Annotated in this window: 15 protein-coding genes; 11 read left to right on the top strand and 4 right to left on the bottom strand. The window is 45.8% G+C overall.

Going from position 1 to position 15,563, the window contains the following annotated elements; translation table 11 throughout:
- Positions 1-3 precede the first annotated feature (3 nt).
- Both ACF8OV_RS14445 and ACF8OV_RS14440 read right to left on the bottom strand, forming a co-directional pair.
- The gene (locus ACF8OV_RS14445) at positions 4-966 is read right to left on the bottom strand and encodes a sensor domain-containing diguanylate cyclase (RefSeq protein ID WP_005453915.1); all 963 of its coding nucleotides are present in this window, start codon (positions 964-966) and stop codon (positions 4-6) included.
- A complete protein-coding gene (locus ACF8OV_RS14440; protein ID WP_005488594.1) occupies positions 966-1,937 on the bottom strand; it encodes a response regulator in 972 nt (323 codons plus the stop codon). The genes ACF8OV_RS14445 and ACF8OV_RS14440 overlap by 1 nt, the downstream gene beginning before the upstream one ends.
- A 224-nt stretch (positions 1,938-2,161) precedes the next feature.
- Between ACF8OV_RS14440 and ACF8OV_RS14435 the strand changes: the two genes are divergently transcribed.
- Together ACF8OV_RS14435 and ACF8OV_RS14430 are read left to right on the top strand one after the other, a co-directional pair.
- Positions 2,162-3,028, top strand: a complete 867-nt coding sequence (locus ACF8OV_RS14435; RefSeq protein ID WP_054389447.1) for a fructosamine kinase family protein — start codon at positions 2,162-2,164, stop codon at positions 3,026-3,028.
- A 283-nt stretch (positions 3,029-3,311) separates the two neighbouring features.
- On the top strand, positions 3,312-3,506 hold the full coding sequence (locus tag ACF8OV_RS14430) for a CPXCG motif-containing cysteine-rich protein (protein ID WP_005396219.1): 195 nt from the start codon (positions 3,312-3,314) through the stop codon (positions 3,504-3,506).
- A 108-nt stretch (positions 3,507-3,614) separates the two neighbouring features.
- Here the strand turns inward: ACF8OV_RS14430 and ACF8OV_RS14425 are convergent, their stop codons facing one another.
- Positions 3,615-4,226, bottom strand: a complete 612-nt coding sequence (locus tag ACF8OV_RS14425) for a riboflavin synthase (protein ID WP_020840658.1) — start codon at positions 4,224-4,226, stop codon at positions 3,615-3,617.
- A gap of 287 nt (positions 4,227-4,513) precedes the next feature.
- Here ACF8OV_RS14425 and ACF8OV_RS14420 point away from each other — a divergent pair, with 287 nt between their 5' ends.
- Positions 4,514-5,884 carry an MATE family efflux transporter gene (locus tag ACF8OV_RS14420; protein ID WP_005495087.1) on the top strand — a complete coding sequence of 457 codons (1,371 nt, stop codon included), beginning with the start codon at positions 4,514-4,516 and terminating at the stop codon, positions 5,882-5,884.
- A 142-nt stretch (positions 5,885-6,026) separates the two neighbouring features.
- Positions 6,027-7,037 carry a DUF3080 domain-containing protein gene (locus ACF8OV_RS14415; protein ID WP_203505057.1) on the top strand — a complete coding sequence of 337 codons (1,011 nt, stop codon included), beginning with the start codon at positions 6,027-6,029 and terminating at the stop codon, positions 7,035-7,037.
- On the opposite strand, the gene ACF8OV_RS14410 is transcribed toward ACF8OV_RS14415, so the two are convergent.
- Complete coding sequence (locus ACF8OV_RS14410; RefSeq protein ID WP_017448527.1) at positions 7,027-7,869, bottom strand: DNA ligase; 843 nt, start codon at positions 7,867-7,869, stop codon at positions 7,027-7,029. The two genes, ACF8OV_RS14415 and ACF8OV_RS14410, sit on opposite strands and share 11 nt — an antisense overlap.
- A gap of 376 nt (positions 7,870-8,245) precedes the next feature.
- Here ACF8OV_RS14410 and ACF8OV_RS14405 point away from each other — a divergent pair, with 376 nt between their 5' ends.
- From ACF8OV_RS14405 to ACF8OV_RS14375, 7 genes are all read left to right on the top strand, one after another.
- Positions 8,246-8,566 carry an STAS domain-containing protein gene (locus ACF8OV_RS14405; protein ID WP_005454817.1) on the top strand — a complete coding sequence of 107 codons (321 nt, stop codon included), beginning with the start codon at positions 8,246-8,248 and terminating at the stop codon, positions 8,564-8,566.
- Positions 8,567-8,592: 26 nt separating this feature from the next.
- Positions 8,593-9,495 (top strand): OmpA family protein, encoded by a 903-nt coding sequence (locus tag ACF8OV_RS14400; protein ID WP_005491469.1) that lies wholly within the window; start codon positions 8,593-8,595, stop codon positions 9,493-9,495.
- 32 nt (positions 9,496-9,527) lie between these two features.
- Positions 9,528-11,594 carry an SLBB domain-containing protein gene (locus ACF8OV_RS14395; RefSeq protein ID WP_049877691.1) on the top strand — a complete coding sequence of 689 codons (2,067 nt, stop codon included), beginning with the start codon at positions 9,528-9,530 and terminating at the stop codon, positions 11,592-11,594.
- The gene (locus tag ACF8OV_RS14390; RefSeq protein WP_005454821.1) at positions 11,594-12,280 is read left to right on the top strand and encodes a CpsD/CapB family tyrosine-protein kinase; all 687 of its coding nucleotides are present in this window, start codon (positions 11,594-11,596) and stop codon (positions 12,278-12,280) included. Before ACF8OV_RS14395 ends, ACF8OV_RS14390 begins: the two co-directional genes overlap by 1 nt.
- Positions 12,281-12,292: 12 nt before the next feature.
- Entirely contained in the window at positions 12,293-12,673 is a 381-nt protein-coding gene (locus tag ACF8OV_RS14385) for an Hpt domain-containing protein (RefSeq protein ID WP_025551756.1), read from the top strand.
- Between the two features lie 271 nt (positions 12,674-12,944).
- A complete protein-coding gene (locus tag ACF8OV_RS14380) occupies positions 12,945-14,489 on the top strand; it encodes a sigma-54 dependent transcriptional regulator (protein WP_203505059.1) in 1,545 nt (514 codons plus the stop codon).
- Entirely contained in the window at positions 14,464-15,534 is a 1,071-nt protein-coding gene (locus ACF8OV_RS14375; protein WP_203505061.1) for a glycosyltransferase family 4 protein, read from the top strand. The genes ACF8OV_RS14380 and ACF8OV_RS14375 overlap by 26 nt, the downstream gene beginning before the upstream one ends.
- The last annotated feature ends 29 nt before the right edge of the window (positions 15,535-15,563 follow it).

Raw genomic sequence — 15,563 nt, 5'->3', positions numbered from 1 at the left:
AGGTTAATCGCATTCATGCAAACAAGTTTGGTTTCGCCCATTTTCTTTTGCGCGGTATAACGCCGCATCAGCACTCTTTAACCATTGAGTATGACTTTCAAAATAAGGCTTATACTCGCAAACACCAATACTTATCGTGTAATTAATCAAAAAATCTTCTACTTTCACGATCTCTTGCTCAATTCTCTTACGTAATCGCTCGGCAAAATAGCATGCTTGCTCTTGATTGGTATGCGGTAATAGCACAGTAAACTCTTCGCCACCAAAGCGGCCACAAATGTCACTGCTGCGCGCGGTTTTACGAAGTAAAGCAGAAGTACGACGAATTACCTCGTCACCCGTTGGGTGGCCATAGGTGTCGTTTACTTTTTTAAAGTGGTCAATATCGAAGATAACCAGAGAACATGGTCCGTCGATCACTTTGAGGTGCGCAAACTCATCTTTTAATGATTGCTCCCAAAATGCTCGATTAAACAAACCTGTTAAACCATCCTTTCTGCTGATCTCAGACAAATGCTGATTGGTTTCTCGCAAATGGATTCGGTTTCTCGCCGTTTCGGAAACATCGTTCACTTGAATCGCAATATGGCTTACTTCGCCAGAAAGTGAACGCAATGGCGTGATAACGATGTCTTGAAACATAAAGTCACAGCTGTTGGAAACCGGTGAAAAGTTGTTGAATTTAAAAAGGTATGGTCGGTTTTCCCAACTGGAGAAGGAACGAGTCTCAAGATCAGCAGAGGCCTTTAGTTTCGTTTCCAACCACGTTCGTGGTAGTTCGTCGAAATGATCGAACAAGCATTGACCTAAAATATCTTGAGACAGCACACCGCTGTAAGACTGCATAAAGCTGTTCCAGACACACACGTTATATTCTGGATCAAGAACAATGAGCCCAGAATCCATGGTATCTAAAATTTGTGTGACCCAATGAAAGTCTGCTATGTCCAGCGTGATATCGGACATCAGATTAACTCCATGATTTCATAAATAATCTCTACTGATGGTTTGTCTATTAGAAATAATACTTCACACTCAAAATCGAGCGCTTCCGCCATGTAGGTATATTCGATGGTAAAGAGTTCGCCTGATTCTCCTTGTTCTTCATTGTAAGGAGTGATTGTATCGACGATGCCCGGCTGACGAAGTGAAAACTGCTTATCAAGTTGGTTCCCTAAAGAGGTTAGGAATGACGAAACCAGCAAGTTAGAGACATTTAAAATAATTTCATTATGAGGCGTAAATTCGAGCAGATACCCCAACCTTTCGCCAATTTGATTGATATCTTTCCCACGTAGGCAAACCAACGCCTCTCCGTGTATGCCGCCGCCAACAAAGCGCTGCGAAACCGCTACAGAGCTATCTCGCCCAATCACGTCCACCAGCGTCATATGCAATTCACCATAGGACAATGGCCCAACATGCGGAACTGGCAACTGGATAAACTCATGCAAGTGATCAGCCATAATGGCCGCCCCTTTGCCTAGCGCAATGTTGGCAATTTCACGAAACTTGGCAAGGGATGAAAGCTCTTCTTGGCTTTGTGCAGAATTAAGCTCCATTGATGTTCGCTGTGCATAATGCAACCCAAGACGCTCGTACAGCGGGATGACTTGTTCTTCTGACAACGGCTTTGCGATAAAATCCATTGCCCCTAACTCTAGGCAGCGCTGCTTTGCTTCTTGTTGTACATCACCCGACACGATCACGATCTGAGTTGGATAATGGCTTACGGGTAAAGACTCAAGAACCTCGAAACCGTCCATAATGGGCATCGTTAAATCGAGGAACAAAACGTCAATATTTTGTTCGGCTAAGATTTTCAGCGCCTCATTCCCGTCTTGGGCTTCGATAAGGTGCAATGAGGTATCTTGTACGATGGTTCGAGCGATAAGCTTACGAGCAACCGCCGAGTCATCACATATCAGTATTTTCATGCCACCAATGGAACTAAAGTCAAAAAAATAATCATACCTGTTGTAAACAAATTGCTCCATATGTTAAGCCGACAAATCATAGGCTTATAGGAGATTTGATTCACACTTATAAAAAATAGGTGTTTTTAATCAAAGTTTTCTTGCCGAAGTATGCTCAACTCCGCGCCAATCTCTTGTCGTTTATCCTAAACTATTGGTGGTCAAATAGATTCGCGAGGTTTTGTATGTGGCAAGCAATATCGCAACAACTTTCTGATACTTTACTGTTTGAATATCAGATCACCGAAAAAGTTCGACTATCCGGCGGAGACATTAGCGAAAGCTATATGATAAACGACGGTGAGCAACGCTATTTTGTCAAAATCAACGACCGAGAATTCTTGCACAAGTTTGAAGTTGAGGCCGAGAGCCTGCACTTGTTACGCGAAACTTCGACAATATTTGTCCCTGAAGTGGTATTGGTCGGTAAGACCAAAAACAACGCTTTCATTATTTTAAACTACCTTCCTACCAAACCCTTAGATGACCCTGAAAACAACTTCAAATTTGGTCAGCAATTAGCTCAACTGCATCAATGGGGAGAACAGAAAGAGTTTGGTTTCGATACCGACAATTATCTCGGTTCCACCCTGCAGCCGAATCAATGGCACAAAAAATGGTGCATGTTCTTCGCTGAGCAACGTATTGGTTGGCAACTGCAGTTATTAAAAGAGAAAGGCGTGACGCTAGTTGATATCGACGACTTTATTGACGTTGTAAAACAGCTTCTTGCGAACCATACGCCAGAACCGTCTCTTCTACATGGTGATTTATGGAATGGTAATGTCGCTCTCACCGCGTTTGGCCCGATTTGTTTCGATCCTGCATGCTATTGGGGGGACCGAGAATGCGACATCGCGATGACTGAATTGTTTGGAGGGTTCCAACCTGAGTTTTATCAAGGGTATGAATCGGTGATGCCATTGCTGCCTGGCTATCATGAACGAAAAGATATCTACAACCTCTATCACATCCTCAATCATTGTAATTTGTTCGGTGGGCATTATTTGGAGCAAGCTCAGCTCACTATCAATAAAATTATTTCTTACTAATTTGGAAGGCACAAGTCACTGCTTTGTGTCAATTTTCGAGGCACATCACTCAAGCTACAGACCCCAGATTCAAGGTTGAGTTTGGGGTCAAGTTTTGTACTTATTTCGAATCAATTAGCAACAAGTCCACCTAATATCTAAGTAACTTATCTTTAGATTGTGCCTGAGCCGTTGGCATAAATGGCGTTTACGCGATTTGTGAATGGTCAGGCAAAGTAAGTGAAAGGGCTGTACTTCCTTAAATATTGAGTTTTAAAAGCCCTGCAATACTAGGAGTTGTTGTATGAAAAATTATACTGAAAGGCATGTTAAGTGCCCGCATTGTGGGCACTCAATAGGCATAACATTGGATGCCAGTAATGGGGATCAAGAGTTTTATGATGATTGCCCGGCTTGTTGCCATGCGATTCATTTAAATATGCGCGTGGACGAACTTCAAGATAAAGTCGAGTTGTTTATTGATGACAACTACGAGTAGCCACACTCGGTATTGTTTTGAATCCATTTAAAATAGAAAAAGGAGCCTCTTTGCTCCTTTTTCTTCATCTATATGAGGCCAATCTATAAGGCCAAATCTGCGTTCCAGCTACAACTGTTTAGCCGCCAGTACGCGCTCAACAGTATCAACGATAGCTTGAGTTTGTGGATCGAATTCAATGTTCACCTTGTCACCCACCTGTCGACTGCCAAACAAGGTTCTTTGTAAAGTTTCAGGAATCAAATGTACAGAGAAACGGTTTGCTTCAACTTCTCCAATGGTTAGCGAGCAACCGTCGATACCGATGTAACCTTTCGCAAGAACATATTTCATCGACTCTTGTGGTAACTCAAACCAAATTGTGCGGTTGTTCGGCGTATCAATCACATCCACAATGTTTGCCATTAAGCTAATGTGACCAGACATACTGTGCCCACCGATTTCGTCACCAAATTTAGCAGCGCGCTCAACGTTAACGGCGCTTCCTTCTTCGAGAAGCCCCAAGTTGGTCAACGCAAGCGTGGCTTGCATCAAGTCAAAGCTGACTCGATTTCCATCGATGTTCGTCACAGTTAAACAGCAGCCATTGTGCGCTACAGACGCACCAATTTCTAACCCTTCGATTAACGCGCCATCGAGTTCAATGACGTGAGTTTGAAAACGCTCTTTCTTATCAATCTGAACAACCTTCGCTGTTCCTTGCACTATTCCTGTAAACATGTCTTTTACCTACTGATGCAATATAAACGTTGGCTATCCGCACAGACACTGAAGTCCCGCGACATTTTGCCTTCTATACCTAAACAATCCTTCGAAGAAAGCCAAAATGAGAATCGCTTAGGTATAGCATATGCACATACAATTGTTTATCATTTGCGCGGAGTTTCTCCGAGGCATTTTTTCACCTTATCGTGACTAAAATCAACCATCAGATCAGTTCATCACATCTTTTGTCCTCGAGCACTCCCTTTCTTTCAATCTTATTGTTCCGCTCTGGAGTATTTTTCGTGCATCGCTATAAAGAAGAAGCATCGAGTCTAATTAAATTGGCTACCCCTGTATTGATCGCGTCTGTCGCTCAAACGGGCATGGGTTTTGTCGATACCGTAATGGCAGGTGGCGTTAGCGCAACTGACATGGCTGCGGTATCTGTCGCTTCAAGCATTTGGCTGCCATCTATTTTGTTTGGTATTGGCCTGCTTATGGCTTTGGTTCCTGTTGTGGCGCAGCTTAACGGATCTGCGCGTCGCGAAAAGATCCCATTTGAAATTCAGCAAGGTGTTGTCCTTGCGTTGTTAATCAGTATCCCGATCATTGGTGTGTTACTGCAAACACAGTTCATTCTACAATTGATGGACGTAGAAGCTGTGATGGCAGATAAAACCGTCGGCTACATTCATGCTGTGATTTTCGCTGTGCCAGCTTTTCTTCTCTTCCAAACTCTGCGCAGTTTCACTGATGGTATGTCATTAACCAAGCCAGCGATGGTGATTGGATTTATTGGTTTGCTACTGAACATCCCGCTTAACTGGATTTTCGTTTACGGTAAATTTGGCGCGCCTGAGTTGGGTGGCGTAGGTTGTGGCGTAGCAACCACCATCGTCTATTGGGTTATGTTCGCGTTGCTGTTGGCGTATGTGATGACGTCATCACGACTAAAAAGCATCAATGTGTTTGGCGAATACCATAAACCACAATGGAAAGCGCAAGTTCGCCTGTTCAAACTGGGTTTCCCTGTTGCAGCGGCACTGTTCTTTGAAGTGACACTGTTTGCTGTAGTGGCGCTGTTGGTATCACCACTTGGCCCAATCATCGTTGCGGCGCACCAAGTTGCGATTAACTTCTCTTCGTTGGTATTTATGTTGCCAATGAGTGTAGGTGCTGCGGTAAGTATTCGCGTTGGTCACCGTTTGGGCGAAGAAAATGTCGACGGTGCACGCGTTGCATCTCGCGTCGGAATTATGGTTGGTCTTGCTTTAGCAACGATTACAGCGATCATCACAGTACTGTCTCGTGAACTGATTGCTGAGCTTTACACCAATAACCCAGAAGTAATCTCACTAGCGATGCAGTTATTGCTGTTTGCCGCGGTTTACCAATGCACTGACGCCGTTCAAGTAATCGCAGCCGGTGCACTTCGTGGCTACAAAGACATGCGTGCTATCTTCAACCGCACATTCATCGCGTATTGGATTCTTGGCCTTCCTACTGGTTACATTCTTGGTCGTACAGATTGGATTGTTGAGCCAATGGGCGCGCAAGGTTTCTGGCTTGGCTTTATCATCGGCCTGACCGCAGCTGCGTTAATGCTTGGTGTTCGCCTTCGTTGGATGCACCGTCAAGAGCCCGATGTACAACTTAACTTTTCTCTGCAGTAATTCTGCTCGCCATTGGTGACGGTTTACAACAGAACGTAAAAGCCAGCATTCGCTGGCTTTTTTGATCTTCATGGCAAGTTGTTAGGTATACTTTTTGACAACGTATTAATTGAGTAACACAAGCAAACAGACAAGGAAGTTCGTGAAAATCCTATTCTTCGCATTACTCGCTTTGCTCAGCGGTTGCAACGGTTGGACGAATCCAGAGCGCGCAATCTTTGAAAAGTACCATCAACGTTTGGCAAACGTACTCGACGTTCCCCCGAGAGAGCTTAACGAGGTTTCTGCTATCACGATTCCCGATAAAAGGGCTTTGTATCAAGAGCTGCCAAGATTGTCGCTAGGGTTACTAGAGAGTTACCAGCTACGCCAATGCGGCCTGTTCAACCTGATTGCGGAAAAGAACTCCCAATTGGGCAAAGTACAAGACCCTTTCCATGACCTGGATTACCAGACCACTTTGCTCAACACGCTCAATGGTTGTTTGACTGAATACCCCTTGAGCGAAGACGAACGCACGACATTAACTCGCCTGTATGAACAAAAATGGCAGCATCTTCCCGTTCATCTTGATAACGTTCTCCTCACAAGCGAAACCATGCGCAAGCAACTCACCGCTTCAAGTTGGTTATCAGCCAAAAGCCGCAATCAAACTGCTCATGTCAGTAAAACCTTTCATGCGTTAAATGCCATGTATGAGACGCCTAAAGGGGTCATTTCGCGCTTACCCTCTTTCTCCTTCGTGCAATATCAAGAGGAAATGGAAAAGTCTCGCTTGATGGGTAAGGTTTACTTCACTTTGAACAGCACTTCTGAGTGGCTTGATGTCACCACAAAATTGCTAGAAGAAAATCAAGGGCGCATTGTGTGTGGAAAGAATCGAGACACCACACAATTTCGCTATTTGAAAAATGTTTTCCAGTCAATTTATGTTGAAGAAGTACAGCCATACCTCGCCTTTGTCGACAGTACATATCAGCAGTTGAATGATGGTGCAATACTCATTGAGCAGAGAATGGAACTTCATGGGGAAAGTTATGGAGTGATAAAAGCGCATGAGCAATTTAGAACAAAGACCCTCGAACATGTTAAGTTCTGGCAGGGTCTTTTAAAACGTTGTGGCGTGGTAGTGGGAAACTCACCTACTCCTTAAATCGTTCTCTCAAAAAGCGAGCAAATCTTGGTTTCCCCGTTTGGGTAAACCCGTTGTATCTAAACGTAATGGTAGAGCCGATTTTCGGCGGATGGCGACGAACTTCATCCGTAAAACCGCTGCCGATGTAAAACTCTGTACCATCTGGCAAACGCACGAGCATTGCGCCCATCATCCCAAGCAAACGCCCCGTTCCCGGTTTGTAGCCAACTACTTGAGCTTCCGTGTCGGCGTAGCGCTTTAGCTTAAGTAAGTCACTTCCTCTGCCCGCTTGGTAACGGCTCGACACTTTACGCAGCATCACGCCTTCGCCATCGGACAAGGAAATTTTATCCAGTTGAGCAAACAAATGTTGCTCGTTTTGGATGGCTCGGTGCTCAACGTATTTGATGTGGTGCTCATCAATATCAAACACTAAATCCTGAATGTTGTAATAACGTTTTCGGTAATCTCCTGCGGAATACGGCATGTCAAACACCATAAAATCGATTTCGCGCCACGCGCTATCAATTGGTGTTTTATCAAGAACGGTTTGCTGAACAATGTGAAAATTTCCGCGTCCGGCCCAAAGCTCACCATCCAATGGATAGTTCGGGAGTGACTCAGTGAACCACTCGGGCGCATAAATTCGGTTTCCGTTTCGGGTCACGAGGTGTTGACCTGTCCAGTAGGCTCGAATTCCATCGAGTTTCTCACTGTACCAATACTCAGAAACATCTATTCCATCTTGATAGGTTTCAGCAAGAGAGACGGGCGGAGCTATAGGTGTATTCGCTTGGGGCTGCGCAGATGCCATAACGGCAAGGGCAATCAATGTCATTTTTAATGGCATGGGGGAACCTTGTACAAAAAAGCATCTTTATTGAAACGTAACTCCACCGATTTACCTATTTGTCAGTGTTAATTCTTCGACTCAGAACAATCAACATAAGTAATGGTTTGCAAGGTAAATCATAAAGTTTAGACAGGTATTGCATTTGTTTTTTCAGCTCACGTTAATGGCACGGTTATAAAGCTAAACTCTCCTCTTCAATTTTCAATCTGCATCTAAATCATCGTTCATTTTTGATTCTCAAATTGAGAACTGGGCGTTTCTCAATTTGAACATCACACTGCCATCACTTTAATTGATTGAAATTATTGAATTTAAATTTTGGCACGCTCCCTGCTCTACGAGATTAGGAAAGAACCTAAATGGAGATAGGATCATGGAACTACGCAAACTTGAAATCACCCAAGACAAACTAGCGATTGAGATTTTTGGTGATTTGGATGCAAACGGCTGTCGTCAAGCCCAACATCACATTGATGAAGTAATTCACAACAATCATCACAAAGAAGTCGAAATCAACCTCCAGCACGTCCAATTTCTTGATTCCTCAGGGATTGGTGCCATTGTTTACTTATATAAGCGCCTAGTTGAACGTGAACGAAGCATGAGTATTGAAAACGTATCAGGTCAGCCATTAGAAATCATGAGCTTGCTACGTATCAACCATGCCATTCCCGTCAATTCAAAAGGACACTAAAAATACCGGTTTAAACGGAGGTTGGCATGGTAAATCTAATACGACGAAGTGTAGTTAGCGGTCTCGTTGTCGGCATGTTTGGTTGTTCGTCATTTGATTATCCCGATCATGGTCAGGGTGGATTGGCGGAAAGCTATCAAGATATTTCGATTGAGAACTATCAGTTCTCGCCTGTTATGCCAGATGAACCATTGGGCCCAGAGCATGGATTGCGATTCGATTGGCAGTTGACCAAGCTTCATCTCGACGCTTTGATTCAAGAAGGCGCTCGTTGGTGCTTCCCTGCTGCGGTGGTGCAAGCACTCGAGAAGCAAAATCGCATTGCTCGTGAACTAGAAGGCGGTTTACTGCTTGATGCCGCCAATGACCTGGTCATCCAGCGTCGTCGATTAAACCAGCTTGAGCAGCAACTCGACTACGTACTTACGCAAACCACTTGCACGCCGCCGGACGACATTGATGCACTAAGGAATGACTTAAACATCGTCGCCGATATTTATGCGCTGCTCAACGTCGACAATCAGTTTGCCATTGATTCTGCGGAGATCAATCCGAAGTACATGGGACACTTGGCAGAAGCCGCTTATATTCTGCGCGACCACCCTGCTCTGTCTCTGGTTGTCACTGGCCATGCGGACGTCACGGGTACGCCTGAGCACAATAAAAAACTAGCACAGGAACGAGCCGAGCAAGTTAAACGATACTTAAGTGTGTTCGGAGTAACGTCAGACCGTGTACAAACCAAATCTGTTGGCGACACATTGCCTTTGTATGAGGGACAAACGCCAGCCGTGCGCCTAACCAACCGTCGAGTGAGCATCGAAGTTCTCAGCGCAAACTCTGATAGCAATGCGCCAAGTAATCACAATTTACCTAACAAAGGCAACATGCCAACGAGCGCGAGCGGTTCGATAGGAGGCGCGTTATGAGCATTTTCAAAACGTTTTTTGCCTTGTTCGCGATGTGCGTGCTCGCTTGGGTAACCCCTCTACATGCCGCAGATAACGACACAGTAAAAGTTGGTGACTTAGTACAGATCAACCTGCCCGGCGAAGCATCGCTAAACCAAGGTTTTCAAGTGGACCGCCGCGGACGAATCAACTTACCGGAAATTGGTCCGGTGTTTGTTGCTGGTTATAACGAGCAGCAATTGCAAGATGTCATTATTGAAACGCTGAAAACCGTCTATCGAGACGTGAATAACGCTCGCGTGTTCATTAAACAGCAACAACTGCTTGTCTCCGTGCAAGGCTACGTTGTTAAGCCGGGTGAATACACGTTGCCCGCAGGTTCTAACATCCAAATGTTTGTTTACGAAGCTGGCGGACTCCGTGCTGGCGCGCAGCTCGACAAAATGATCGTCAAACGTGGCGATCAGAACATCGAGTTCGATTACAAACGCTTTTTGGATACAGGCGACAACAGCCAGCTACCAAAACTGGAATCGTTAGACGTGTTATTTGTGCCTGCTTCCCCATTGGTCGGCAACATTGAGCAAGAGTTCGATGCAGCCAAACTCGCCAATTCTGGTGACAGTGCCGACTCCGCTCGCGCAATCAAAGTGTTCGGTGAAGTGAACGCCCCGGGTTCATTTACTTACAAGCCAAACACCACACTTGTCGATGTGGTCATGCGCGCTGGCGGTGTTACTCGCTACGCGAGCGTTGAGCAAATTCGCGTGATTACGAACAACACACCAACCATGTTCAACTTGAAAACCTACCTAGATACTGGCGATCAAAGCTTGCTGCCTGAGATATTGCCCGGTGCAACCATCTTTGTGCCTAAGCAGGAAGAAGAGATAAAAGCTGGCGCGAACGTAGTTTATATCATGGGTGAAGTTGCGCACCCGGGAGCTTACGAAGGTAAACAAGGCGCGAGCTTTATGGACATTCTGGCAAACGCGGGAGGCCCAACTCGTTACGCAGAATCACGCCAAATACGAGTGATAAAAGCCGACGGTCAGGTGATCAAATTCGACTTAACGGCGCATACTGAAGGGCTCTCTTCCGTGGCGCCACCAAAAGTGAGCGCCGGCGACGCGATATTCGTACCGGAAAAAACCGACTTCAATGAAAAGTCATGGTTGAAAGTCGCACCAAGTCGCGCCGTTGCCGTAATGGGCGAAGTCGTTCGTCCAGGCCGAATCGAATGGTCGGATGAAATGGACCTCATTGATTTGCTGGCTCACGTTGGCGGCCCGACTCGCCGTGCCGACACCTCCAAAATTGAAGTGGCCAACAACGGTCAAATGACGAATTTCGATTTAGACCAGTACATTTTAGATGGTTCGCCAGCGTCTAACTTGCCACGCGTATCTGCCGGCACGGTCGTGCGCGTTCATGCACTGCCAGATGACCCTTCCGACAACAAATCTCAATGGGTCAGCCAAAGCTCAGACGCGTCCATTTACGTGTTTGGTCAAATCAACGCACCTGGTCGCTATCGCTTCACGGACGAAATGCACTTTCTCGATATTCTTTCGGCCGCCGACGGCCCGACGATGGATGCCGATATCCACAATATTCGCGTGACTCATCGCGGTTTAGGCTACGCAAAAGTGAGCAAATTAAATCTGTCGATGTATTTCGAAACGGGAGATGAATCTATCCTGCCAGACGTGCGCCCTGGCGACACTATTTACATTCCGGAGAAAAACAAAAACTGGCTCGACCGTTCTAAAGAATCCACCGTGCGCGTACTGGGTGAAGTACGAGATCCGGGACGCTACGTGTTCAACGACAACATGACGGTTTTAGACTTATTAGCAGAAGCTGGTGGCCCAACAAACAGCGCTTACCTTGAGAAAATTAGCATCGTCAATATGTCGTGCTGCCAAGGCCAAGCGAGAACGTTCGACCTCGTAAACTTCAGCAAAACCGCCAACATTTACGATCTGCCTGTCATTCGAGCTGGGGATACGATTTACATTCCTCATAAAGATGAAAGCTTTGCAGAAAAAGCGCGCGCTGGTTTGAGAGACATTCTTCAAATCACCACCACCATCGTGTTAATAGGAGCGCTGTAATGACCATTCCTGCGACTCATGCTGAAATCGAGCAAATCTATCTGCAAAGTGAACAAAAGGGGCACAGATCGATTTGTGTGGTGGGCTGTAAATCTGAAGAAGGCGTTACGTCCGTCGCATCTTCTCTTGCCGAGCGCCTTATCTTGGCAGGTTACAGCACATTATATGTGGACTTGAACTTATTCAAACCCGCGTATCACACGGTGCACGAGTTTGATGATGACGCAAATGTCGGTCATTTAATTACGCGCGAAGATGCGCACCAAACGCTGGTGGGATTGCCTGCCCCGTCGCTGGCAAGCACCAAACTGGCGTATCGAGATCCAACCGCACTGAGGAAAAACATCGAGACATGGTTATCTCAGTATGATCGAATTGTCATCGACACCTCCCCGTTGCTCAGTGTGAACAAGAGTAACATTCCACCGCAAGTCATCGCGGGAGTTTGTGATGCAACGCTTCTGGTTGCTCATTACGGGTCTACGACGACAACGCAACTTGAGCAAGCCAAAAAGCTGCTTGAAGCAAGCGATGCCAATCTGATTGGCTCGGTGCTAAACATGAAACACACTCCGAGCCTAAAAGACGAGCTGATTCGCCAAGTCGAAAAGCTGCGCTTTTTACCGAAAAAATGGAAAGACAAACTGGCCCAGCAGATTAAAAAAAGTGAACTGTTTATGTTATAGGGAGCGCTTATTATGAATTCCAATACGGCACAACACATTGAACAAGAGTTGGTTGATGAGCTCATTCTCCAGCAAATGATTAAAGACACCTGCGCGGAGATCATTCCCACGTTGATTGAACACTATATCGAAGAGTCTCGTGAACGGATGCAAAAAATTGAGCAGGCGTTGGGTGAACATGACCTAGAAAAACTCGAGTTTGAAGTCCATACACTTGGCAGTTCTGCGCTGGCATTAGGCAACCGCCCATTGTCTCGTCAAGCCAGAAGCATCGAGAAACATTGTGTCGAAGGTAAAACCCAACAAGCATTGGAGCTGTGTGCGGCATTGCCTTTACTAGCTGAACGTTCGTTTGAAGCGCTCAACCTGCGCAAGGCTCAAGGTTTTGAGTAACAAGAAGAAAACCCGCAAAACCATATGAACCATCGCACTTATTCAAGTGCGATTTGGTCTTCATCTTTTAAAATTCATTCCGCGCTTAATCAATTAAAAAGTAAAGAATTTTCGCAATATCCCTGCCCTGTGCTAATACTTAACTATAACTTTTCTCAAATTGAGAATCTTCTAGCGACTTGAGGATGCTTATCTATTTTTTCTTTCTCATCAATCTCCAAGTGAGCTAGCAGAATCATAACAATGAATCAGATTAAGTTGGGATAGGACTATGAGACCAAGGGTGTTATTGGTAGAAGACTCTACCTCATTAGCCATACTTTATAAGCAATATGTGAAAGATGAGCCTTACGACATTTTCCATGTCGAGACAGGTCGTGATGCCATTCAATTCATTGAACGCAGCAAGCCTCAACTGATCATTTTGGATTTAAAACTTCCAGACATGTCGGGTGAAGACGTGTTGGATTGGATCAATCAAAATGATATTCCCACTTCGGTCATCATCGCCACCGCACACGGTAGCGTCGACTTAGCTGTAAACTTGATACAAAAAGGCGCTGAAGACTTCTTAGAAAAACCCATCAATGCCGACCGTCTTAAAACCTCTGTGGCACTGCATCTTAAACGAGCCAAATTGGAAGACTTGGTAGAAAACATTCAGTCTACCTTCGATCGCCACAACTATCATGGCTTCATTGGTTCAAGCCTACCGATGCAAGCGGTATACAAAACGATAGATGCCGTCGCACCAACCTCGGCCAGCGTCTTTATCGTTGGTGAAAGTGGCACGGGCAAAGAAGTGTGCGCCGAGGCCGTTCATCGCCAAAGTGATCGCAGAGACAAACCTTTCATCGCCATAAACTGTGGTGCGATACCACGAGATTTGATGGAAAGTGAGATTTTCGGTCACGTTAAAGGGGCGTTTACTGGCGCAACCACAGACAGAAAAGGCGCAGCAACATTGGCGCACGGTGGGACGCTATTTCTGGACGAGCTGTGTGAAATGGAACTGGAAATGCAGAAAAAGCTACTGCGCTTCTTACAAACGGGCACTTACACCCCACTTGGCGGCACAAAAGAGATGAAAGTCGATGTACGTATCATTTGCGCCACCAACCGAGATCCACTTACAGAGGTGGAAGAAGGACGCTTCCGCGAAGACTTGTATTACCGTGTTCACGTTGTGCCGATTGATATGCCACCTTTGAGAGAAAGAGGAAGTGACATCGTCACGTTAGCCAGGCATTTTCTCACGACTTACGCCAAAGAGGACAAGAAAAAATTCTCTAACATTGATACTGAAGCGCAGCACGTGATCAAACATTACGAATGGCCTGGCAACGTAAGGCAGCTACAAAACATCATTCGTAATATCGTGGTACTCAACAATGATGAAAAAGTCACGGCGGCTCACCTGCCCGCTCAGTTAACTCAAAAGAAAACGCAGGCAAGAACCGTAACCCCTGTGCACGTCGAATCATCAAGCCCGAGCAGCAATCTCAACGGACATAATGCTCCAGCGATGCAAACACAACCCATTGAACCAGTGCAACCTGTTCAAGAGGTGCCTGATCAACAAACACAACCTACTGTCGGCGTTGAAACACCGAGTCATTCCTTATCGCCATACTTTAATGCAGACGGAAGTATCCGACCAATGTGGCAAGTCGAACGTGAAGCGATTCAAAACGCGATCGCTTATTGTGATGGTAACGTGCTCAATGCCGCTGTGATGCTGGAGCTAAGCCCTTCAACGGTCTATCGTAAAAAACAAGCGTGGGAAGCGGATGAAGTTAATCTCGAACAATCCTGATTTACCCATTGTGGGCGAAGTTTGGATTTTTGTTGATAGCCGCATTTTTGGCGGCATCGAAAGCCACATATTAGAGCTGGCAAAAGGCATTCTCGCGTTTGGGCACGCCGTGCGTATTGTGTTGCCAACGGAGTACACACCTCAAGCACAGCTTGTAGAAAAAGCGCAAGCGGCAAACATTCCCACCAGCTATTTACCGCAAATATCTGGTGTTCCTTCGAATACAATTGCGATCAAGCACCTCACCAGTGCTGTCGCGCATCACCAACCGAGTGTACTGCACACTCACGGCTACAAGGCGAGCATACTGGCTCGCACCGCCAAACTGCTCACTCGCACTTTTCCGCGTTTGGTTTCAACTTATCATGCAGGTGAGTCGTCATCGGGCAAACTGTGGCTTTACGACGGGCTGGACAGATGCTCAGGCTATCTCTCGGATCACTGCTTTGCAGTAAGCAAAAGTATTCAAGATAAAGTGCTCTGCCCCTCGCAACTGCTCAACAACTTTGTCGCGCTACCAAGCATGAACAACCATTATCAAGAGATCTCGTTTGTTGGTCGCTTAAGCCATGAAAAAGGCGCAGATCAATTTATAGAGTTAGCGAAAGCCTGCCCCGATTATCGCTTCTCTATCTATGGCGATGGGCCTGAGCGACAAACCTTAGAGACAACCGCACCAGCGAATGTCATTTTTCATGGTCATCAAACCGATATGAACGCGGTATGGGAAAATATCAGCGTATTGATCATCTCTTCTCGCTTCGAAGGACTACCCATGGCGGCACTTGAGGCAATGGCACGCGGCATTGTGGTGATCAGTCTAAAGGTCGGACGTTTACCCGACATCATTCAAACAGGCAACAATGGCTTTATTGCCGATGATGTCCCCGCTCTCGCACTCAATCTGCAACACTGGATGGCGATGGAAAAAAACCAACAAGAACGAATCCGTAAAAACGCACGCCAAACGATCGTAGAGCAGTTCTCAACAGAGAGCGTTATTCCCGTATTGCTAACGCAATATCAAATTGAGATGGATAACTAACCCATATTGGTTCTCAAATTGAGAATTTG

Source organism: Vibrio sp. GLN_1 (genome assembly GCF_043106015.1).
GTDB classification, from domain to species: Bacteria; Pseudomonadota; Gammaproteobacteria; order Enterobacterales; family Vibrionaceae; genus Vibrio; species Vibrio parahaemolyticus.
The sequence above is the reverse complement of the archived record's forward strand: the minus strand, read 5'-3'. Positions and strand labels throughout refer to the sequence as shown.